The sequence below is a fragment of the Sorangium sp. So ce302 genome (assembly GCF_051530145.1).
GTDB classification, from domain to species: domain Bacteria; phylum Myxococcota_A; class Polyangia; order Polyangiales; family Polyangiaceae; genus Sorangium; species Sorangium cellulosum_B.
On sequence record NZ_CP150326.1, the window covers coordinates 9,022,904 to 9,043,159 of the forward strand.

At 72.6% G+C, this 20,256-nt stretch carries 16 protein-coding genes; 4 read left to right on the forward strand and 12 right to left on the reverse strand.

What is annotated here, in order from left to right:
• Nucleotides 1–70 precede the first annotated feature (70 nt).
• The 3 genes from WME73_RS34215 to WME73_RS34225 all read left to right on the forward strand — a co-directional run bounded on the left by WME73_RS34215 (nt 71) and on the right by WME73_RS34225 (nt 4,389).
• The gene (locus WME73_RS34215; protein ID WP_437912263.1) at nt 71–2,026 is read left to right on the forward strand and encodes a 2-hydroxyglutaryl-CoA dehydratase; all 1,956 of its coding nucleotides are present in this window, start codon (nt 71–73) and stop codon (nt 2,024–2,026) included.
• Between the two features lie 152 nt (nt 2,027–2,178).
• Nucleotides 2,179–3,456 carry an aminotransferase class I/II-fold pyridoxal phosphate-dependent enzyme gene (locus WME73_RS34220; RefSeq protein ID WP_437740540.1) on the forward strand — a complete coding sequence of 426 codons (1,278 nt, stop codon included), beginning with the start codon at nt 2,179–2,181 and terminating at the stop codon, nt 3,454–3,456.
• Between the two features lie 90 nt (nt 3,457–3,546).
• Nucleotides 3,547–4,389 (forward strand): SHOCT domain-containing protein, encoded by an 843-nt coding sequence (locus tag WME73_RS34225; protein WP_437912264.1) that lies wholly within the window; start codon nt 3,547–3,549, stop codon nt 4,387–4,389.
• Between the two features lie 85 nt (nt 4,390–4,474).
• On the opposite strand, the gene WME73_RS34230 is transcribed toward WME73_RS34225, so the two are convergent.
• From WME73_RS34230 to WME73_RS34245, 4 genes are all read right to left on the reverse strand, one after another.
• Nucleotides 4,475–4,861: a VOC family protein gene (locus tag WME73_RS34230; protein WP_437873913.1), complete on the reverse strand. Its 387-nt coding sequence runs from the start codon at nt 4,859–4,861 to the stop codon at nt 4,475–4,477.
• Nucleotides 4,862–5,105: 244 nt separating this feature from the next.
• A complete protein-coding gene (locus WME73_RS34235) occupies nt 5,106–5,669 on the reverse strand; it encodes a TlpA family protein disulfide reductase (RefSeq protein ID WP_437740547.1) in 564 nt (187 codons plus the stop codon).
• Nucleotides 5,666–6,388 (reverse strand): hypothetical protein, encoded by a 723-nt coding sequence (locus WME73_RS34240; protein ID WP_437740548.1) that lies wholly within the window; start codon nt 6,386–6,388, stop codon nt 5,666–5,668. The genes WME73_RS34235 and WME73_RS34240 overlap by 4 nt, the downstream gene beginning before the upstream one ends.
• 7 nt (nt 6,389–6,395) lie before the next feature.
• Nucleotides 6,396–6,734, reverse strand: coding sequence for a DUF4911 domain-containing protein (locus WME73_RS34245; RefSeq protein WP_437740549.1), 339 nt, complete (start codon nt 6,732–6,734; stop codon nt 6,396–6,398).
• 371 nt (nt 6,735–7,105) lie between these two features.
• On the opposite strand from WME73_RS34245, the gene WME73_RS34250 reads away from it, so the two are divergent.
• Entirely contained in the window at nt 7,106–8,806 is a 1,701-nt protein-coding gene (locus WME73_RS34250) for a hypothetical protein (RefSeq protein WP_437912266.1), read from the forward strand.
• A gap of 30 nt (nt 8,807–8,836) precedes the next feature.
• Here WME73_RS34250 and WME73_RS34255 read toward each other — a convergent pair whose 3' ends face one another.
• From WME73_RS34255 to WME73_RS34290, 8 genes are all read right to left on the reverse strand, one after another.
• Entirely contained in the window at nt 8,837–10,117 is a 1,281-nt protein-coding gene (locus tag WME73_RS34255) for an aspartate kinase (RefSeq protein ID WP_437740551.1), read from the reverse strand.
• Between the two features lie 143 nt (nt 10,118–10,260).
• Nucleotides 10,261–12,804, reverse strand: coding sequence for a tetratricopeptide repeat protein (locus tag WME73_RS34260; RefSeq protein ID WP_437912268.1), 2,544 nt, complete (start codon nt 12,802–12,804; stop codon nt 10,261–10,263).
• A 78-nt stretch (nt 12,805–12,882) separates the two neighbouring features.
• Nucleotides 12,883–13,476, reverse strand: a complete 594-nt coding sequence (locus tag WME73_RS34265; protein ID WP_437740553.1) for an MlaC/ttg2D family ABC transporter substrate-binding protein — start codon at nt 13,474–13,476, stop codon at nt 12,883–12,885.
• 365 nt (nt 13,477–13,841) lie between these two features.
• Nucleotides 13,842–15,305: a sensor histidine kinase gene (locus WME73_RS34270; RefSeq protein WP_437912270.1), complete on the reverse strand. Its 1,464-nt coding sequence runs from the start codon at nt 15,303–15,305 to the stop codon at nt 13,842–13,844.
• Nucleotides 15,305–16,522: a type II secretion system F family protein gene (locus WME73_RS34275; RefSeq protein WP_437740555.1), complete on the reverse strand. Its 1,218-nt coding sequence runs from the start codon at nt 16,520–16,522 to the stop codon at nt 15,305–15,307. Before WME73_RS34275 ends, WME73_RS34270 begins: the two co-directional genes overlap by 1 nt.
• A gap of 770 nt (nt 16,523–17,292) precedes the next feature.
• Nucleotides 17,293–18,078 carry a hypothetical protein gene (locus WME73_RS34280; protein ID WP_437912272.1) on the reverse strand — a complete coding sequence of 262 codons (786 nt, stop codon included), beginning with the start codon at nt 18,076–18,078 and terminating at the stop codon, nt 17,293–17,295.
• Nucleotides 18,075–19,223, reverse strand: a complete 1,149-nt coding sequence (locus WME73_RS34285; RefSeq protein ID WP_437912273.1) for an AAA family ATPase — start codon at nt 19,221–19,223, stop codon at nt 18,075–18,077. The genes WME73_RS34280 and WME73_RS34285 overlap by 4 nt, the downstream gene beginning before the upstream one ends.
• Before the next feature lie 44 nt (nt 19,224–19,267).
• Complete coding sequence (locus WME73_RS34290; protein WP_437912275.1) at nt 19,268–20,143, reverse strand: protein-L-isoaspartate O-methyltransferase family protein; 876 nt, start codon at nt 20,141–20,143, stop codon at nt 19,268–19,270.
• Between the last annotated feature and the right edge of the window lie 113 nt (nt 20,144–20,256).

Below are 20,256 nucleotides of genomic sequence, written 5' to 3' on the forward strand. Positions count from 1 at the left end.
CCACGTCGAAGGTCGAGGGGGGGACGGCGGGGCCGCCCCTTCCAGCATCCAAGCGAAGGGAAGCCACGCCATGCAACATACGAGCACGACGAGCACGACCACCACGCAGAAGACGCGCCTTCCTCTGGTGGGCGAGGCCCGATCCAACAAGACCGACGTCGACATCGAGGCGGAGCTCAGGGCGTTCGAGGAGGCCGAGCGGGAGCGGCTCGGGCTCAAATCCGAGCGGCGCCAGTGGGTCGACAACATGCTCAAGCCGAAGATGACCAAGAAGGAGCGCGAGAACGTGACGCTCCTCATCAGCGGCCTCACCGCCGCGCAGGACTTCCTGTGCGAGGGCGCGCTGAAGGGCCTCGGCTACAACGTCCACTACTTCGGGATGAGCGACAACGCGGGGCTGCAGACGGGCAAGGAGTTCGGCAACCGCGGGCAGTGCAACCCGACCTACTTCACGGTCGGCGGCCTCGTGAAGTACCTCATCGACCTGCGCGACAAGCAGGGGATGTCGACCGAGGACATCATCAAGAACTACGTCTTCCTGACGGCGGGCGCGTGCGGGCCCTGTCGGTTCGGCATGTACGTGACCGAGTACAGGAAGGCGCTCCGCGACGCCGGCTTCGACGGCTTCCGGGTCATGCTCTTCCAGCAGACGGGCGGCCTCTCGCAGGCGACGGGCGACGACGTCGGGCTCGAGATGAACCCCGCCTTCTTCATCGCGATCATCAAGGCCATCGTCTGCGGCGACACGCTGAACGCGCTCGGCTACCGGATCCGGCCTTACGAGGTCGAGCCGGGCGCGACGAACCGCGCGATGGAGAGCGCGAAGCGCATCCTCTACAAGGCTCTTTACGAGCAGACGAACGTGTTCAAGGCGCTCTACGAGGCGCGCAAGGAGTTCGAGGGCGTCCGGGTGGACAAGCTCCGGCCCAAGGCGAAGACGTCGATCATCGGCGAGTTCTGGGCGATGACGACCGAGGGAGACGGCAACTACGCGCTGCAGAAGTTCCTCGAGAGCGAGGGCGGCGAGAATGACATCCAGCTCACGACGGCGTGGCTGCTCTACAACATCTGGGAGTGCGCCCGAGACACCCGCGAGCGGCGCGACCTGCGCGGCGCCGACGAGGGCAATTACGGCCTCGCCAGCCTGGACGAGTTCGGCGTGGCGAAGCGCCTCGCGACGATGCGCCTCGCCGAGGGCGCGCTGCGCGTCGGCTTCCAGGCGTTCGCGCTGCCGCTCGGCCTGCTCGACTACCACCTTCCGGACATGGAGCTCGTGGCGGAGGTGGCGAAGGACTACTACTCGAACGACCTCCGCGGCGGCGAGGGGCACATGGAGGTCGGCAAGCTCATCGTGAACGCCGTGAAGTCGAAGGCGCACGTGACGGTGAGCGTGAAGCCGTTCGGCTGCATGCCCTCGTCGGGCGTCTCCGACGGCGTCCAGTCGCTGATCACGTCGCGCTACCCCGGGACGATCTTCTGCGCGGTGGAGACGAGCGGCGACGGCGCGACGAACTTCTACTCGCGCATCCAGATGTACATGTTCAAGGCGCGCATCCTGGCCGAGCAGGAGCTCACCCGCGCCTACGAGGAGGCCGGCGTCACGGAGGCCGAGGTGCGCGCGTTCCTCGCGAGGAACCCGAAGTACGCGAGCCCGCTCCACCACGCGCCGCACCGCGTCGCCGGCTCGGCCGCCAACCTCGTCTACGAGGTGGCGCCGCTCATCAAGCAGACGGCCGCCGAGCGCGCCCTGGGCAAGGCCAGGGCGGCGGCGGGCGCGCTCCGCGGCGCCGTGATGGCCGCCCCGGCCAAGGCGAAGGCGGCAGCGGAGTTCCTCACGGATCCGGAGACGCTCGCCCGGGCGCGCGAGGACGTCGCGCTGATTCGCGACATCGTCGGCGGCAAGGCCGCGGAGCGCTTCAGCCCGCTGGTCAAGCGCCTGGCCGGCAAGGCGTACTTCGAGAACAACCCCGAGGTGCGCCACGTGAGCCACGCGGCGAACAGCGTGGAGCCCATCGCCGCGGAGTGAGGCGGACGAGGCGGACGCCGCCGGGCGAGCTGCGCCCGGCGGCCCCCTCGACCTCTCCGCGCCTCTCCGCGAGCGCCGCGCCGCGCCGCCCCGCCCGCCGCGCGCCGTCCGGCCGCGACGCACGCGCGAAATTCTGCTAGATATCGCGCGCCATGACCGAACTGCGCTCGTTGTCTCCCGATGCTCTTGCCTCGCTCACCCGTGAGCTCGAGGCGCGTTTTGCTGCCTTTGAAGCCCGCGGCCTCAAGCTCGACATGACGCGCGGCAAGCCGTCGTCCGAGCAGCTCGACCTCGCGAACGGCATGCTCGCGCTGCCCGGCGCGGGCGACCTCGTCGCCTCGGACGGCTCGGATACGCGCAACTACGGCGGCCTCGACGGCCTGCCCGAGATGAAGGCCATCTTCGCCGAGATGCTCGAGGTCCCCTCGGAGCAGGTCATCGTCGGCGGGAACAGCAGCCTGACGATGATGCACGACGCGGTGGTCCGCGCGCTCATCCACGGCGTGCCCGACGGCAGCGGCCCCTGGGTGAAGCAGCCCAAGGTGAAGTTCCTGTGCCCGAGCCCCGGCTACGATCGTCACTTCGCGATCTGCGAGCACCACGGCATCGAGATGATCACGATCGACCTGCGCGACGACGGTCCGGACATGGATCAGGTCGAGAAGCTCGTCGCCGAGGACGCGGCCATCAAGGGCATGTGGAGCGTGCCGAAGTACTCCAACCCCACCGGCACCACGTACAGCCCCGAGGTCGTGCGCCGGCTCGCCAGCATGAAGACGGCGGCCCCCGACTTCCGCCTCTTCTGGGACAACGCCTACGCGGTCCACGACCTCTACGCCGAGGGCGACCCGCTCGCGAACATCGTGCCGGCGTGCCAGTCCGCGGGCCACCCCAACCGGCCGATCGTCTTCGCCTCCACGTCGAAGATCTCGTTCGCCGGCAGCGGCGTCGCCGCCATGGCGGGAAGCCCCGCGAACGTGGCGGACGCGAAGAAGCACCTCGGCATCCAGACCATCGGTCCGGACAAGGTGAACCAGCTGCGGCACGTACGCTTCTACAAGGATTACAAGGGCTTGCTGAGCCACATGCAGCGGCACGCCGAGCTCATGCGGCCCAAGTTCGAGGCGGTGACGACCACGTTCGAGCGCGAGCTCGGCGGCAAGGGCATCGCCACCTGGACCTCGCCGCGCGGCGGCTACTTCGTCAGCCTCGACACCCTCGACGGCTGTGCGAAGGAGGTGGTGCGCCTGGCCAACAAGGCGGGCGTGAAGCTGACCGGCGCCGGCGCGACGTACCCATACGGCCGCGATCCTCGCGACCGCAACATCCGGGTCGCGCCCTCGATGCCGCCGCTGGATCAGATCCGCGTCGCCATGGACGTCGTCGCGGTCTGTGTCCAGCTCGCGAGCGTCCGCAAGCTCGCTGGCTGATCGCCGTCATCGCCTTCATCGTCGCTCGCCCGCATTGCGATCGACGCACCGCAGTGCAAGGGTGGGCGCTCCCTCTCGGAGCGCCTCACCATGCAGCAACTCACCCTCGAAGGTCAGCAGAGAGTTTCCGACCTGTCACAGCGCTATTTCGTCAGCACCGACGCGGTGATGACGTTGTTGCAGGCGCTCGTGAACGGCCATGGAACGATGGCGCAGTTCTACCACCCCGAGCTGGGCGGCGGTGGGCAGTGGATGCAGGGCGGCATGACCATGGTCGGGGACATGTTCAACAACGGTCTGAAGGCCAAGGTGGACGGCCTGTGCTCCGAGCTGTCCAGCCTGCTGGCCAGCCAGCCTTTCGTTCCAGCGCCCCCGCGCTATCCATCGCAGGGCGGTCAGCAGCAGCAGCAAGGTGGCAGCGGAGGCTTTGGGGGATCGCCGGTCAGCCTGTTCGTCCCGGGGTCGGGAGGGGGCTCGGGCAGCTGGTGGCCCGGGGAGCTCGGCGTGCCGAGCTCCAGCGGATCGCAGAACAACGTCCGATATGCCTACTTCCCCGGCGCGCGGCGCCTGGCCGTCGAGGTCAACGGGCGCGTCAGCGTCTATGACACGCTCGATCATCAGATCGGCGGTGTGTCGCAGCAGCAAGGGTCGGGGGCGTCCGTGACGTTCACCAGCCAGTACGGCGTGGTGAGCGTGCTGAGCTTGCCAATCATCTCCGGCGACCTTGCCGTGAAGCAGGCGCCGATCGCCCCGCCCGCTCCCGCGCAAGCGGCCGCTCCGGCGCAGGCGGACGCCGCCCTCCCCCGCCCTGCTCCGGCGCAGGAAGGGGATATCTTCGCCGCCATCGAGCGACTCGCCGATCTGCGGCAAAAGGGGTTCATCACAGAGCAGGAGTTCGCTGCGAAGAAGACGGAGCTCCTCGGCAGGCTCTGAGCGCGAGGAGAGGACGGTCGCCGAGGGCGACCAGGAGCGGGCGGCCAGCGCCGGAGAGGATCGCGCGCCGGACTCCCGTCAGCCCTCACCCGCCATGACAGACCGCTTCGATGTTGTGCCCATCAGGATCACGCACGAACGCACCGTAGTAGCCCGGGTGGTACTGCGGCCGTAGCCCCGGCGGACCGTTGTCGACGCCTCCAGCGGCGAGCGCGGCCCGGTAGAACGCATCGACGTCGGCCCGCGTCTTCGCGACGAAGGCGACATGCAAGCTTCCCTGCAGCGGGGTTCCCGTGCCGATCCAGAAGTCCGGCTTCCCCTCGGGCCCCAGGCCGGCGTGGGTGCCCGCCCCCCCGGTCATCTCCGGCGTGATCTCCATCACGAGCCCGTAGCCAAGAGGGGCCAGGGCCGCCAGATAGAAGGCCTTGCTCCGCTCATAATCCGAGACTGGAAAACCGATGTGGTCGATCATCATGCGCGCCATCATCGCCCAGACAGACGCGCGCCAGCCGAAGAAAAGCGACTGCACCTCTGCTCCCGGCGAGGCGCACCAGGCACCGCTGTGCACGGCATTCCGATAGGCCACACGGGATTGCCATCTTCAGCACGAACTCGGCACTGCGCGCCACGGCCGCTCGCGCGCAAACCGCACCATCCGTCCACATGCGAGCTTCTGCCCGGCGCCGCGGTGGTCGACTGGCGGCGCGCTGCCTGGCCTACCGCGCGGGCCGCGCGCTCGCGCGCTCGAGGCCGCGGAGGACCTCCTCGAGCGCTTCCTGGGTGATGAGACCCACGTGCCGGAAGACCTCCCGGCCCCCTGCGTCGAGGACGACGACGCTCGGCACGTGGTGCAGCCCGGCGAAGGGCCCCTCTCCGGCGATCGTCGGGGCGTCGGCGAGCGCCACCGGGTACGGGAGCTTGAGCGCCGCGACGAAGGCCTCGACGAGCGGCCGGTTCTCGCTCGCCTCGAGGACCAGGAGCGCCGCGTTGACGCGCGGCGTGTGATCGCGGAACAGCCCCGCGAGGAACCGCGCCTCCGCCTGAGACGCCACATCGTAGGTCGCGACGAAGCCGATCACGCTGAACCTGCCCGAGAGCGACCCGGTCGAGAGCTCGCGGCCGTCGAGGGTCTCGTACGAGAAGCTCCGCACCGGGCCGGGCGCCGGGGCCGCCGCGGCGACCGGCGGCCCCGCCGCTGGCTCCCGGACGGCGTCGCCGCCCCCACCGCAGCCGATCGCGAGCAGCAAGAGCGGCGTGCAGAACGGCGCGAGCGGCCTCATGGCAGCGGATCACCCTCCAGGTGGGCGTCGAAGAGATCAGCGCAGAGCTGCAGCGAGGGCGGGAGCTCGGCGCCCTTGCGCCGCTGCGCCAGGACGGCATGGCACAGCTCCTCGATGACCAGCTTGATCGGCGTGGCCTCGAGCTGCGCGCCGTCGAGCAGGATCCCCGGACCCGGGGCGTCCTCCGCGCGGACGATGGGATCGTGCCGCGCCCAGGCGATGCCATCCTCGGGGAGATAGCGGCACCAGAGCACCCGCACGAAGCGCAGGTAGAGCGGCGTCACCAGCGCCACCACGCGATCGCCCCCCGCGGCGACGCCGCGCAGCGCGAAGCCGCCCGTCGGACGCGGCGCGTGCTCCCCCCCCTCGATCGCGACCTCGATCCGCTCGCGGCGACCGGCGTCGCTCTCGACCGACAGGAGCGGCGCATAGATCGCCACCGCAGGCACCTGCAGCTTGGGCGCGTCTTCCGCGAGGACGTCGAGCCACGCCTCGCGCGCCTCGGGGCCGAGCTCCCCGTACACGTGGGCCGCGGCGATGGCCGCCTCGGCGTCGGTCGCGAGCGCGGCGAGCCACTCCCGCCAGGCAGCGAGGATGCGCGGGTCGAGCAGCGCGCCCGACGACGCGGGCAGGCCCTGCGCCGCGCCGTCGGGCGCGGCGGCGTCCAGCGAGGGCTCCTGGACGAGATCGACCGAGCTCGGGTCGCGGCGCTCCGTCATGCCACCCTCAGCGCAGCGCGTCGCGGCGACGCGCCCCGACGTCGCACTCCAGATCGCGCAGGAGCTCGGCGAACTCGTCGCCCCGTCCGAGCGGCGCCGCGAGCGTGATCTCTCCGCCGCGATCCGCGAGCAGGAGCGCGACGCCGTCGCTCGCCTCGACGATGCTCTTCACGAACACGACGTCCGCTGGATGGACCACCACGTGCTGCACCAGCATCCCGGCGCTCGCATCCGCGATCGAGAGGGGTCCGCGCGCGGGCCCGAGCTGCCCCGCGGCCCCCGAGGGCTGCCCGCCGGCCGGAGACGCGGACGCGACTCGCCTGGAATTGCTGTCGTTCCGGCCCATGGACGGCGGAGCTAAGCACCGCTCGCTGGAGGGATCCAGCGGGCACACCCGGCGGGGATGGCCAGCCCCCTCGCCGCGTCAAGATGCCACGTCCCTCCCTCGATCCGCGGGCCCCGTGGCGTTCTCGCGCCCGCCAAAGCGGCGCGAGATCGTCGGGCCGCTCACCTTCACCCTTTTCATGATTCGCACCGGCGGCTCGCCGGCTGCGTCGTCGGGAGGCGACGGGCCGCGGGCCCGAGCCAGACGAGAGCCGACGAGAGCCGACGAGAGCCACCGCCGCGAGCCGGGGCAGGCGGGCTCTGGGGCCCACGGAGCGCTCGGGGATCGCCGCGCGGGGCGAAAGCGCCGCCAGGGGCGCTACACTCCCGCCGATGTCAGCCTCACGAGCCTGCAGCGAGCGAATGGAGGAGCGCCGCGAGACGTGCCCGGCGCCGCAGCCGAAGACCGCCGTCGATGACGACGAGCGCGAGCACGACGAGCACGACGAGAACGACGGCAAGCTGATCGACCTGCCGCCGCTCGGGCACGACGAGGAAGAAGGGGGCGACGAGGGCTTCGACGACCTCCTGCAGACGCTCGACGACGCGGAGCAGGGGCTCGACGACGCGAACGCGAGCGACCTCGAGATCGGCGTCGAGCTCGCCGTGGACGACGGCGGGACCGGGGAGGACGAGCCCGCGGAAGAAGGCGTCGACGTCGGGGCGCTCCACGAGGGGATCGCGGAGGCCGACGCGAGCACGTGGCTGTCCGATGAGGCCGTCGAGCAGAGCGACGCCGAGCAGGACGATCTCGACGATCACGGCGGGGCGCACGGCGACGACGGCGGCGCGGAAGGGACGGGAGAGGACCCGGCGGACGACGTGGACGAGGGGGAGCTGCCGGCGCTCGACGCGGACCAGGAGGGCGCCTACGAGGGCGAAGATCTGCTCGCAGAATTGCCCGATCTCCCCGACGACCAGGCCCCCGTCTGGGATGCGCTGCCCTGGGTCGTCGTCGAGGACGCAGGCGCCGCCGTCCCGTGCAGCACGCTCGCGGTGGCCGGCGGCTACGTCGTCGCAGGCAGCGCCGGCGCAGAGCCCGGGCTGACGAGCGAGCCCGCCGCGCGATCGGGAGGTCGCCCGCGCCGCGCGGAGCGGGCGGGCGGCGAGCGCGGGACCGTGCTCGTCGTCGACGCGGGGGCGCTCTCCGCGCGCCGCGCCGGCATCGACACGTCGGCGTCGTCGATCGCGCTGTCGGACAGCGCGATCCTCATCGCCACGCGCCGCGGCAACCTGCTGCTGAGCGACGACCGGGGGAAGAGCGCGAGCACGCTCGGCGCGTGGGGCTCGGGCGGCGCGCCGGTGACGCTCGCGACGACGCCGGGGCGCCTGTGGGTGCTGGCCGGCAAGACGCTGTGGTCGCCCGCGGCCGGCGCGGTCGTTTCAGCGCCGGAGACCGGCTCCGCCGTGGCCGCGGGCTCGCCCCGCCGCGACGGCGCGCCGTCTCCATCGAAGGGCGCGCTCTCCCTGTCGCCCGGGCCCGCGCTGCGGGACGGCGTGCTCCGGATGAGCGCGAGCGAGGGGGTGATCGTCGCGCTCACGAGCGCGGCCGAAGGACCACAGCTCGAGCGGCTCCGCGGCGACGACGAAGGCTCGCCGGTCGTGCCGCTGTCGGGGGCGGCGCGGCGCGCGGCCGAGGCCGACGACTGCAGGCTCGCAGCGGCGGCCGGCGGGCGCTCGATCGCGATCTCCGGCGCCGGGCACCTCTGCGTGTCGCGCAACGGCGGCGAGACCTTCCGCGTGCTGGAGGGGCTCGCGGTGGTCGTCGCCCTCGCCTTCGCAGGCGACCACAAGACCTCACCGCTGCTCGCGCTCGTCGCGCGCGAGGGCGAGCGCCGGGCGCAGCTGGTCCACGTGCCGTCGAACGCCGCCCCGACGCTCGTCGCCGAGCTCGGGGCGACGCGCCCCGGCGCCCCCGAGGAGGAGGCCGCGTCGATCGGACCGGCGGCGATCGCCTGGGACGCGTCGCGCGAGATCGTGTGGGTCGCGTGCTGGGCGGGGCTCGTCGCGCTCACGCGACAGAGAAAGCACTGACGGTCGTCCTCCGCCTCGCGAGCGGCGCGCTCAGCCGCCGACGAACGACGCGTGCAGCAGGCGCTGCGCGGCCGCGACGTCCGCGGCGTCGACGAGGGCGCCGAGGCGCAGGGGGCCCGCGACCATGAACCGAGGCGCGATGCCGGCGCGCCCGAGGACCTCCACGAAGCGCGCGAGCGGCTCCGCCGTCGCGGAGAGCCCGTCGCCGACGACGCTTACCGCCGCGAGCCCCTCGACGAGCTCGAGCGACGGCAGCAGCGCGGCGAGCTTTCGCCTGGCCCCCTGCCACTCGGGCACGTTGAGGAGCGGGATCACGAACGCGCCGCCGCCGTGACCGAAGGAGAGATCCCGGAAGCCAAGCCCGAGCTCGCCCGCCACGCGGAGGACCTCGTCGAGCCGGAGCCCGCCGTGCGCCCGCGCGAGGACGACGTTGCCCTCGGCGACGATCGCGCGCGCCGCGAGCGCCGGAGGCGCCGAGCCCGGCGCGAACCGGCGCACCACCGTCTCCCGCGCGCCGGGGCCGGCGTCGAAGGTCGACCGCGCGACCAGGGCCACGCCGGAGCGCCGCGCCCACTCGACCGCCTGGGCGCAGACGACCTTCGCGCCGCACTCGGCCATCTCCTGGAGGACCGCGCAGTCGAGCTCGGGCAGGTGACGGGCGTCCGGGACGACCCGCGGGTCGGCCGAGTACACGCCGTCGACGTCGCTGTAGATCTCGCAGCGCTCGGCGCCCAGCGCCGCCGCGAGCGCCACGGCCGTGGTGTCGGAGCCCCCGCGGCCGAGCGTCGTGATCTCGCGGCGGTAGCTCATCCCCTGGTAGCCGGCGACGATCACGATGCGGCCGCGGGCGAGCTCGTCCTCGATGCGGAACGGGCGGACCTCGATGATGCGCGCGTCGAAATGGCGATCGTTCGTGAGGATGCCGGACTGGGAGCCCGTGAACGAGATCGCCTCGAAGCCCCGGGCCTGGATGGCGATCGAGAGGAGCGCCATCGAGACGCGCTCGCCGGTCGAGAGCAGCATGTCGAGCTCGCGCCGGGGAGGATCCGCGGCCGCGCTCGCCGCCTGCCGGGCGAGCGCGAGCAGGCCGTCGGTGGTCTTGCCCATCGCGCTGACCACGACGACGACGTCGTTACCGGCGCGCTTCGCGGCGACGACGCGCTCGGCGACCTTGCCGATCCTGTCGACGTCGGCGACCGATGAGCCGCCATACTTCTGCACGATGATCGGACGGCCCGCCTTCGCGGGCGAGGCGCCCGGCTCGCACGGCGAGCCCTCCTGCTGGGCGCGGTTCGACGGCTGCTCGGCCATGCTGCACCTCCAAGCGCTGCGCGCGCTGCGCAAGAGCTCGGGCTATCACGGGCGCGACGCGTGGGCCAAGCGCGCGTCTCCGCCGCGAGGGCGCGGGTCAAGCGCGCGCCTCCGCCGCGAGGGCGCGGGCCGCGCGGGCGCGCTCAGGCGGGCTCGCTCTGGAGCAGCATCTCGTAGAGCTCCGCCTCCGAGTCGCGCCCCTCGGCCCGCGCCCGAGCAGCGAGCCGCGCGAGCACGTCGCGCCGCCGCGGCGCGACCTCCAGGCGGACGGCGTCGTCCCCCTCCTCCATCCGCGCCGAGAGCAGGGCGAGGAGATCGAGATCGCGACCGAGCCGATCGAGCACATCGGCGAGCGCCATCGCCACCCCCTGGTCGGCGGGATCGGCGCGGAGCCGATCGGCTAGCCGCTCGGCAAGGAGCTCGTCGTCGACGCCGAACGCGCGGGCCAGCGGCACCTGCCCCTCCGCCAGCGTGACGCTGCTGGGGATGGGCGCCGTGAGGTCGGTCGACGTGTCGGTGCCATCGAGCGTGGGCATCTCGTCGATGGTCCCGGGGTCGATCGGCGCGGCCTCGGGCGGGGAGGTCGGCGCGCGGGAGACAGGGGGAGGCTTGTTCGGCGCCGGAGCGATCACCACGGGCTCGGGCGGGACCGTGCGCCGGCGCGGGGCGGCGACGTGGACCTCGATCCGCTGCTCGGCCGCGCGGGGCCGCTGGACCGGGCCAGGCGGCGCCGCCGGGGCAGGCGCGACCGGCGGCGCGATCTCGCCCGAGACGCGGCGGAACGCGGCGGTGATGCCCGGATCGCGCGGCCGGAGGCGCAGCGCGAGGCCTAGCTGTCGCTGCGCCGCGAGGAGATCCCCCCGGGTTCGCTCCTCGATCTCGGCGGCCTCGGCGAGAAGAGCCGCGACGGCGGCGGCGCCGTCGCCGAACGGCGCTCCCCTCGCGCGACCGGGGCCCGCGTCGTCCGCGCGGCCCTGGAGGGCGAGCTCCACCGCGTCGCGCAGCCGCCCGAGCGCGACCGACGCTCCCCCGAGATCGCCGAGCCCGGCGCACCAGCGGCCCTCGAGCAGCCGCGCCTCCAGCGCCTCCGGCACGCCGGGCGGGACGCTCCGCACGCGCGCGATCGCCGCCGGGAGATCCCCCGCGATCTCCGCGAGGCCGCGGCCGAGCTCGAGATCGAGCGCGCACGCGGGCGCGCCGCTGCGCGCGGCGAGGGCGCGCGCCCGGGCGAGGAGGTCGAGCGCGCGCCTCCCCTCCCCCGCCGCCCGCAGCGAGCGCGCCAGGCCCGCGACCACGTCGGGGCTCTCCGGCGCGTAGCGGAGCGCCCGCTCGAAGAGCACCCGCGCGTCGGCGACGTCGCCCCGCGCGAGGAACGCCTCCGCGGCCCTGCGAGACACGGCGTGGCGCGCCTCGGCGCCGCGCGCGGAGGCCTCGAGGTGCTCGGCGTCCGCGAGCGCGCCGCGCACGTCGGCGACGTCGAGCCGCGCGTGGAATCGCGCCCACCGCAGCGCCTCGATCCCGGGCGCGCGCGCCACGCCGAGGTTCAGCGCGTCGAGGCGCACGTCGACGGCGTCCGCGAGCGCCGCCGCGCGCAGCCACGCGAGCGCGGCGAGCGGGCCGTAGGGCTCCGCGTGCGCGGCGCGTGCGAGCGCGGAGAACGCGCCGTCATGATCGCCGACCGCCTCGAGGAGCGCGCCGCCGAGGAGGCCGGCGTCCACGGCGGGCATGGCGTCGACGACGGTCGAGAGCGCCCCCTCGGCGCGCTCGCCGATCACGAGGTCGAGCCAGGCGAGGCGCGAGGAGATCTCGGGGTGCCGCGGGGCGCGCTCCAGCGCGGCGAGGTAGGCGCGCCGCGCCTCGTCGAGCCCGCCCGCGAACGCGAGCTCGTCGGCGGCGCCGGCGAGCTCGGCCGCCTCGAGCGCCCTGAGCGCGCGGTCGCCGAGCGCGGGAGGCGCCGCGCCGAGCGCGCCTTCGGCGCGGAAGCGGCCCGCCTCCGCGGTGACCACGGCCCACTGCACCCCCTCCACCGCGGGCGCCCGCGCGCCCGCCGCGGGCAGGAGCAGGCGGACGATCCGCTCGACCGCGGCGTCCAGAACGATCGCGCCCTCGACGAGGCGCCCGTGCGTACCCGCCATCATCGAGAGCGCCTGCAGCGCGAGCGCGTGCGGCGGGGCGGCGAGGCCGATGCCGCGGGCGCGCTCCGGCAGGAGCCTGAGCGCGCGCTCCCCCGGGGCCACGGCGACGTCGAACGCGAGCGCCGTCTCGCCGGATCGCAGCGCGACCAGCGCGCCGTCCTCGATGGGCGCGATGATGAGCTGCGGCGCGCCGTCGCCGAGGAGGCCGCGGAGCCGCGGCGCGGCCCAGCCGGCGAGCTCGGTCCCCTGCGCCTCGACGGAGAGCCGGACGAGCTGGCCACGCCGGTGCCGGAAGCGCGCCACGCCGCCGGAGAGGTCGACGGGGAACCGGATCCCGGCGAGCCGCACCACGAGCTCGGTGACGCGGAGCGGACCGAGCGCGAACGGCTCCCCGAGCTCGATGGCGAGCGCGCCCTTGCTGACGGCGAGCCGGAGGACAGGACGGTCGTCGGGCGGGCGCGGGGCCGCGCCGCCGCCGGGCGCGAGCGCGCGGATCGACGGCGCAAGGCCCAGCGCGCGCGCCGGCCGGCCGCGCCTCTGTCCAGCAGCCATACCCGCCAAGGGTATCAACCCGGCGGCATTTCAGGCGAGTTCACGGCGATCGCGCCGGACGAGGCGCGGCGGGGCGGGTCAGACGTCGCCCTTGGCGAGCTTGTCCTTCATTTTCTGGATGAGCGCCGGGAACCCATCCTTCTTGATGATCTTCGTGAACTGGGCGCGGTAGCTCCCCACAAGGCTGACGCCCTCGGTGACGATGTCCTGCACGCGCCAGACGCCGCCCTTCTCGGAGAGCTTGAAGGCGATCTCGACCGGCTCCTCGCGCGCGTCCTTCCTGGAGGCGGCCTTGGTCTTGACGATGATGGCGCTGCCGCTCGCCGTCTCGCTGAGGTACTCGACGTTGAAGTCGAGCGTCTTCTTCAGGTTGCGCTCGTAGGCCTTGCGCACGAGCTGCTTGAGGAGCTCGCTGAACTGCTGCTTCTCGGCGTCGGTCCGCGCGGCCCACTCGCTGCCCAGCGAGGCCTCCGCCAGCGCCGAGTAATCGAGCATCTCGTCGAAGACCGCGCCCACCTTCTTCTGGTTCTCGCCCCCCCCCTTCTTCAGGAGGTCGAACAGGGCCGTCTGCTTGGCCTTGACGACGTCCGTCGCCGGCCCGGCGCTGGCGAGGCCCACCGGGCCGAGCGTGAGCGCGAGCAGCGAGAACGCCGCCGCGAAGAGATGGTTCATCCTGCGTGTCACGTATGGTTCTCCTTCTGTGCCTGCGGGCAGCGAGCGCGCCTCGGGAGGCTTCTACTGCTCACCTTGGTCCTACGCAAACGGCCTGCCAGGTCGGACGCAGGGCCCGGCGGCCCGGCGACGTCCCGCCCCTGCTCTCCATGAACACCGCGAAAAGAGACAGCAATCCGACTGCACTGGCCCGCTCCCCAGGGGCAGACGACGGCCTCGGCGGCCTATTCACGCGCGGCGACGGGCTCGGCCGCAATCTCCCGGCTGGGCGCCCGGAGAAGCTCGTGCGCGGCGCAGCGGGGCGTGAACGGAGCGCCACGCGTCCGATGTGACGATGCATCGACCGCGGCCGCGCGGGCTCCGCGTCAGCCCGCCGGGCGCGATCGTGGGGAGAGCTCCGCGGCGACGGCGAGGCGCTCCGCGCCGCCGGACTCCGGCGGCCGGTCCGGGACCCTCACCCGGAACGCGGTGCCCTCGCCCTCGCGGCTGTCCACCTCGATCGCGAAGCCGTGATCGTCGAGGATCCGCTTCACCACGGCCAGGCCGATGCCCATGCCGTGCGTGCGGGTCGTGAAGAACGCGTCGAAGAGGCGATCGCGGGCGCCCGCGGGGATGCCTCGCCCCTTGTCGCGGATCTCCAGGAGCCAGGCGCTCGGGTCGCGCCAGAGGCGCACGGTCACGAAGGCGCCCGCGGAGCTCGCCTGGATCGCGTTCCGCACGAGGTTCCAGACGACCTGGCGCATCTGGGCCGCGTCGGCGGTCACCGGCGCGGACGACGGCCCATCGAAGCGCACCTCGACGTCGCTGCCGCGGCCCGAGCGCCCCGCGAGCACGACGACGTCGCGGGCCGTCGCCGCGAGGTCCACGCCCTCGAGCGTGGGCACCCGCGGGCGCGACAGATCGAGCATGTCGCCCACGAGGTCGTTCAGGCGCGCGGTCTCGCGCTCGATGATCTCGCAGAGCTTGCGGTCCTCGTCGGAGAGCGTCCCGCCCGTGCGGAGGAGCTCGATGGATCCCGCGATCGAGCCGAGCGGGTTCCTGATCTCGTGGGCCAGCCCCGCGGCGAGGCGGCCCAGCGCCGCGAGCCGCTCGGCCTGCTCCGCCCGCGCGGTGGCCTGCACGAGCCGGCCGCCCGTCGCGCGCAGCCGCTCCGCCAGGTAGCTCGCGAGCAGCGTGACCACCACGATCGCGAGCAGGTTGACGAACATGGGGTACCGCAGCTCGCCCCACTGCGTCGCGTACGCCCCGGCGGGCTGATCCGGCGGCACCCCGAGGAGGTGCAGCCCGAGCGCCGCGCACAGGACGAGGTACGCCGCCGCCCCCGACGCCGCGGCGACGATGGCGCCGGGGAGCCCGAGGAGGATCGCCCCCGTGAGGCAGGTGAGGCCGTAGAGCGACGTCGCGCCGCTCGATGCCCCGCCGGTGATGTACACGAGCGCGGTCCAGGTGATCTGATCGGTCACGAGCTGCGCCCGCGCGATCGCCCGGAGGGCGCGGTTCATGCGCAGGAACACGGCGTAGATGCCGGAGACGCCGTACGCGGCGGCGACCGTGACCAGCGCGACGTTGCTGGAGAAGCTCCCGGGGGTGAAGCCGCCGAGGTACACCGCCGCGGTCACGACGAGGAAGACCGTGAGCACCGCGAGGCGCAGCGCGATGAGCCAGGTGAGCCGGCTCGCGAGCGGCGCCTCGGCGCCGCCGGGAGCGCCGGACGGGAGCAGCATCGCCGGTGTCGAGGCGCGGGCGTCGCGCGGCGGCGCGGCATCGGCGTGAGCTCGCGGCGCCCCGGCCTCGCCGCCCGGGCTCGCCGGGGAGGCCGCGGGCGACATCACTCCGCCTTGATCTTGCCGGCGAGATCGAAGATCGGCAGGTACATCGAGATGAGCACGACGCCCACCATGCCGCCGACGATGACCATGAGGAGCGGCTCGAGCAGCGACGTCAGCGCAGCGACGGCGACGTCGACCTCCTCTTCATAGAAGTCGGCGATCTTGTTGAGCATCGTGTCGAGGGCGCCGGTCTGCTCGCCGACCGCGACCATCTGCACGACCATGCCGGGGAAGACCTGCATCTCACCGAGCGGCTCGGCCATGTTCTTCCCTTCGGAGATCTTCTGGCGGGAGTACATGAGGCCCTCCTCCACGACGACGTTGCCGGCCGTCTTCGCGACGATGTCGAGCGCGTCGAGGATCGGCACGCCGGAGCCGAGCAGCGTGCCGAGCGTGCGCGAGAACCGCGCGACGGCGATCTTCTGCATGACCGGGCCGATGATGGGGAGCCTGAGGATGAGGCGGTGCACCATCCGCTTGCCGGACGGCGAGCGGTAGAAGTAGGTCGCGCCGACGACCGCGCCCACCGCCACGACCACGATGAGCGGGAGGTAGGTGACGAACGTCTTCGAGACGGCGATGACGATCTTCGTGAGCTGCGGGAGCGCGTCCTTCGCGCCGAACTCCGCGAACATCGTCTCGAAGGACGGGATGACGAACGACATCAGCACGACCATGACGACGACCATGATCACGATGACGGCGATCGGGTACGCGAGCGCGCCCCGCACCTGGCGCGCGAGCTTCACGCGCTTCTCGATGTAGATCGCGAGCCGGTTCAGGATGCTGTCGAGGATGCCGCCCACCTCGCCGGCCTGGACGAGGTTGACGAACAGGTCGTCGAAGATCTTCGGGTGGCGCCGGAGCGCGTCGCTGAACGTGGCGCCCTGCTCGACCGTGTTCTTGATGTCCTTCAGCGCCGCCTGGAAGATCTTGTTCGGCTCCTGGTTCGCCAGGATCTCGAGGCACTGGACCAGCGGGAGGCCCGCGTCGATCATCGTCGCGAACTGGCGGATGAACTTGACGAGGTCCTTCGGCTCGACGCCCGAGCCGAAGCTCAGGCTGAGGCTGAGCTGCGCCCCCTTCTTCTTGACGCGGGTGGGGTTGAGCTGCTGAGCGCGGAGGCGGTTCTGCACCGCCGCCTCGTTCTCGGCCTCCATGGTGCCCTTCCGGATCTCTCCGGTGCGGCCGCGCGCCTCCCAAACGAACTCCGCCATAGTGCTCCCGGTCTTCTCCCTGGTCCACGACGGGCCTAGCCGACGCGCAGGGGCGGCCCCGCCTCGGGGAGGCCAGGATAAAGTTCCAGGCGGTCCAGGGTCAAAGACGGTGGCGCGTTCTCTGATCCGGCAGGGGGGGCGGTGGGGGGCGGTGCGACGGGACGGGGGACGGGGGACGGGGGACGGGGAAGGAAGGGAGAGGGCGCCACGCCGAGCAGCACGCGCCGGCGGGGGTCTCCGCGCGGCGGGGGCGGGCGGGCGCTCGGCCATCCGCCAAGACGGGGACCGAAGCGCTTGCGCTGAGAACACCGCCCGGCATGTCTCCCTTCGGGCCATGCCACCTGGAACGTTTCGTCGCGCGCCACACAAGGCGCGCCTGAGACGCCGCGCCCCCTGACACCGGATGGCACCTCGGTCGGTGCTCGCCGCGCCCACCCGCCCCCGCCGCGCGGAGACCCCCGCCGGCGCTCACCTCGATCCAGCCGTGCTGCTCCCATCAGATCGCGATGGCCCTGAGCCATGAGCCCGGATCGCAACCGCTCGCACACGGACACGATGGTGGGTCATCGGGACAGGGTGGTGGGTCATCTGGACAGGAGGGTGTGCCATCTGGACAGGGTGGTGGGTCATCTGGACGCGAGGATGTGCCATCTGGACAGGATGTGTGTCACACGGACGTGGGACAGATCCATCCGGACGGCACAGACCGCCTGTGCGGGGCGTGAGATGGCTCCCGTTGTCCGGAGGACGGGGCGTCTGGTCCGGGTGGGTCACCGCAGGCCGGACGCCGAGGCTCCGCCGCGCTCCACGACCGGCACGAGATGCTCCCTCACCTCGCGCACGAAGCGTGCGAGGCCACACGCGGCGCCGCTCGCTTCGAGGCGCTCGATGCGCACGTCGGCCCAACGCGCGTCCGCATCTCGCCCCGTGGTCGTCAGCACCGCGAGGACCCGCTTGGCATCCTTGCGGTCCGCTTCGTTCTTCGAGGTGAGTCGCTCGGGCTGCACGCAGGGGTCGAAATGGAGCTCGCGGCGGAGCGCATCAAGCCGCTGGCGTTCCGCGTCATCCTCGGGGACCCACGCCGCAACCAACCAGGCTTCGATCTCGGGCTCCGGGAGGGCGCCGATGACGACATCGAACGGCCAGCTCCCAGCCGCTACCGCCTGGGCGAAGCCCTCGGCGCGCTCCGTCCTGCCGTCCAGGTCCCGCGCGATCACCACGGCTACGGGGGGCTCGATCTCCTCTGCGAAGAGCAGGAGCGCGGCGCGGTGCATTTGCGCATCTTCCTCGCCCCGCTCTCCTTCGAAGGAACCATAGATGCGGAGCCCGCGCTCCCGAGCTCGTTTCCACGCGCCGTGGAGGTCGAGCCAGCCGAAGCCCCCCACCCCCTGCCAGCTCCGGCACGGTGAAAGGGGATCCGTCATCGAGCCTTGACACGCATCGACGGTCTCCTTCACCCACGCGATCCGGTCGATGAGCATGCGGTCGACGAGCTTCTGGATGATCTGCGTATCGCCGGCGCTCTCGGCGGCGATACCGATGCCGACGACGCTCACTCTCGCCCCTCGCTCACCCATCCCTCGCCGACGAGGCTCCACAGCTCACCCGGGCGAAGATAGGCGCCCCGCTTCTGCGCTGTCGGGTGCTCATCGAGCCGGCGCAGCGCCGAGCCCCGCGCGCTGCGGCTCATGACCATCACCTCCTGCACGCTCAGTTCGTCAAGGAGGAACGGCGAGTGGCTCGTCGCCACGATCTGCAGGTGAGGCGTCGCGTCGAGGATGCCACGGAGGTGCGCGACGAGCTTGCGCTGCGCCACCGGGTGAAGCGCCTTGTCGAGATCGTCGAGCAGGACGAGGCGCGGTGCGTCGAAGCGCACGACCGTGATCAGACCGAGAGCAAGCAGCGTCCCCTCGGAGAGCTGACCGGCCGGCACCCACCCCAGCCCTTCCCACTCGACCTCGAAACGGGCGCCAGTGACCTCGCGCGATTGATCGGCCCAGAAGTCCTGGCCACCGACGGATATCCGTTGCTTCTCCCGGCGCCGGACGCGGGCGGGGAGCGCGCGGATACGCCGCGTGCCGGGGACGATGGTCGCCAGATCCCGTTCGATCACTTCCAGGGTCCCGTCACGCAGCCCCTGCAGGTATTGCAACACGGAAGCCAGCCCCTCACCGTCGTGTCCGACGCCTGGGATCTCCTCTTCAGAGTAGTGCTCCGCGGCGAGCGTCTCGGCGTGCAGCTTGAGCCGGACGACCGATCCGAGCTTCGCCTCACGGGGGCCTTCTTCAAAGAAGCGCCATTCTTCCTCCTCGTCGTCGCAGGGCACACCGAGCTCCGTCTCCTGCCCTTCCGCGCCGAACCACAGGCGGAGCCACTCAGGTTTCGGCTCCTCCTTCTTCACGGTCCGTGCGAGAAGACGGAATCTCCTTCCGTCCTCCAGGACGGCTCCCAGCTCGATCTCGGTGGCGTCCGGCTTAGCGACCAGGTCTTCCACCGCACGCTTGCCCCCGAAGAGCGCCCCCGGACGGATGGTCGCGGACCACCCGGGCTTCGCGGCGGCGAGCTGGAGCAGGTAGTGCATCCCCTCCAGCACGGTGCTCTTGCCCACGGCGTTCGCGCCGACCAGCACGTTGAGCCGACCGAGAGGCAGGCTCACGTCTCGAAGCAGCTTGAAATTCTTGAAGGTTGCTCCCGTCAGCATCGCCGCTTTCTCGTTAACCCGAGATCGGGGCCGGGTACAGGAGCCTACCCGCGCCCGCGCTCCGCCACGTAGCGGACCGCGCCGTGCACCTCGCGGAGGAGCGCGCCCTGCCGGCGCTCGACACGCACGAGCTCCTGGTGGCCCTCCCACGCGCCGACCGGCGCGACAAGGACACCCCCGTCGCTCAGCTGCGCCTCGAGCGCCGCGGGAGGCTCGGTCAGCGCGTACGTCACCGCGACCTTCCAGGGCCGCTCCGACGGCGACGTCCCGTCGCCCGCGAGCACGCGCTCGGCGAGCGAGCGCCCGTCGCCGCATAGCAGCGTGACGCCCGCGCCCTCGTCGGACGCCCCGGCGGCGCTGGCCGCGAGCGTCTCGTCGCCCTCCTGGCGATCCGGCCGCGCGCCGAGCAGCCGAACCGCGCGCGCGTGAAGCACGGGGTCGATCTCGATCGAGGCGACGTGCCCGGTCGGGCCGACGATGCGCCGCGCGAGCGCCGCCCCGTAGCCGGTGCCCGTGCCGAGCTCGAGCAGACGGTCACCCGGCCCGAGATCGAGCAGGCTGTACGTGAGCAGGTACGCGTGCGGCGCGCTCACGGTCGCGTGCCCCGCGCGGTCGAGCGGCAACGGCGTGTCGTCCGCCGACGCGGCGAGATCCTCCGGAAGAACGAAGCGCTCGCGCGGCACGAGCAGGATCGCGTCCAGGTAGTGGGCGAGGAACTCGAAGCGGCGCGCGAGCTCGGCAACGAGCGGCGCCCGCGCGACACGCCCGGCCTCGGCGAGCTCGACGTCGCACGCGATGGCCGCGTCGAGCCGCTCGGGGACCGGCTCCCAGCGATCGGGCCGGCGATCGTCGTACCTCGCCGCAAGCGCGGCGAGCGGCGCAACGGCGGCGCGTATTTCGGTGCCCACGGGAGAAGCCACGGGGAGATCCTGAAGCAGGACCGCCCGTGCGGCTCGATTTTTCGGGGAGCGCGTCGCGATTGTCCACGCGTCGTCCGGCTCATCCGCCGAGTCATCCAGCCTGCCGCCAGAGC

Coding starts and splice junctions, on each gene's coding strand:
- WME73_RS34215 (WP_437912263.1), top strand. CDS start 71: ATGCAACATACGAGCACGACGAGCACGACCACCACGCAGAAGACGCGC.
- WME73_RS34220 (WP_437740540.1), top strand. CDS start 2,179: ATGACCGAACTGCGCTCGTTGTCTCCCGATGCTCTTGCCTCGCTCACC.
- WME73_RS34225 (WP_437912264.1), top strand. CDS start 3,547: ATGCAGCAACTCACCCTCGAAGGTCAGCAGAGAGTTTCCGACCTGTCA.
- WME73_RS34230 (WP_437873913.1), bottom strand. CDS start 4,861: ATGATCGACCACATCGGTTTTCCAGTCTCGGATTATGAGCGGAGCAAG.
- WME73_RS34235 (WP_437740547.1), bottom strand. CDS start 5,669: ATGAGGCCGCTCGCGCCGTTCTGCACGCCGCTCTTGCTGCTCGCGATC.
- WME73_RS34240 (WP_437740548.1), bottom strand. CDS start 6,388: ATGACGGAGCGCCGCGACCCGAGCTCGGTCGATCTCGTCCAGGAGCCC.
- WME73_RS34245 (WP_437740549.1), bottom strand. CDS start 6,734: ATGGGCCGGAACGACAGCAATTCCAGGCGAGTCGCGTCCGCGTCTCCG.
- WME73_RS34250 (WP_437912266.1), top strand. CDS start 7,106: ATGTCAGCCTCACGAGCCTGCAGCGAGCGAATGGAGGAGCGCCGCGAG.
- WME73_RS34255 (WP_437740551.1), bottom strand. CDS start 10,117: ATGGCCGAGCAGCCGTCGAACCGCGCCCAGCAGGAGGGCTCGCCGTGC.
- WME73_RS34260 (WP_437912268.1), bottom strand. CDS start 12,804: ATGGCTGCTGGACAGAGGCGCGGCCGGCCGGCGCGCGCGCTGGGCCTT.
- WME73_RS34265 (WP_437740553.1), bottom strand. CDS start 13,476: ATGAACCATCTCTTCGCGGCGGCGTTCTCGCTGCTCGCGCTCACGCTC.
- WME73_RS34270 (WP_437912270.1), bottom strand. CDS start 15,305: ATGTCGCCCGCGGCCTCCCCGGCGAGCCCGGGCGGCGAGGCCGGGGCG.
- WME73_RS34275 (WP_437740555.1), bottom strand. CDS start 16,522: ATGGCGGAGTTCGTTTGGGAGGCGCGCGGCCGCACCGGAGAGATCCGG.
- WME73_RS34285 (WP_437912273.1), bottom strand. CDS start 19,223: ATGCTGACGGGAGCAACCTTCAAGAATTTCAAGCTGCTTCGAGACGTG.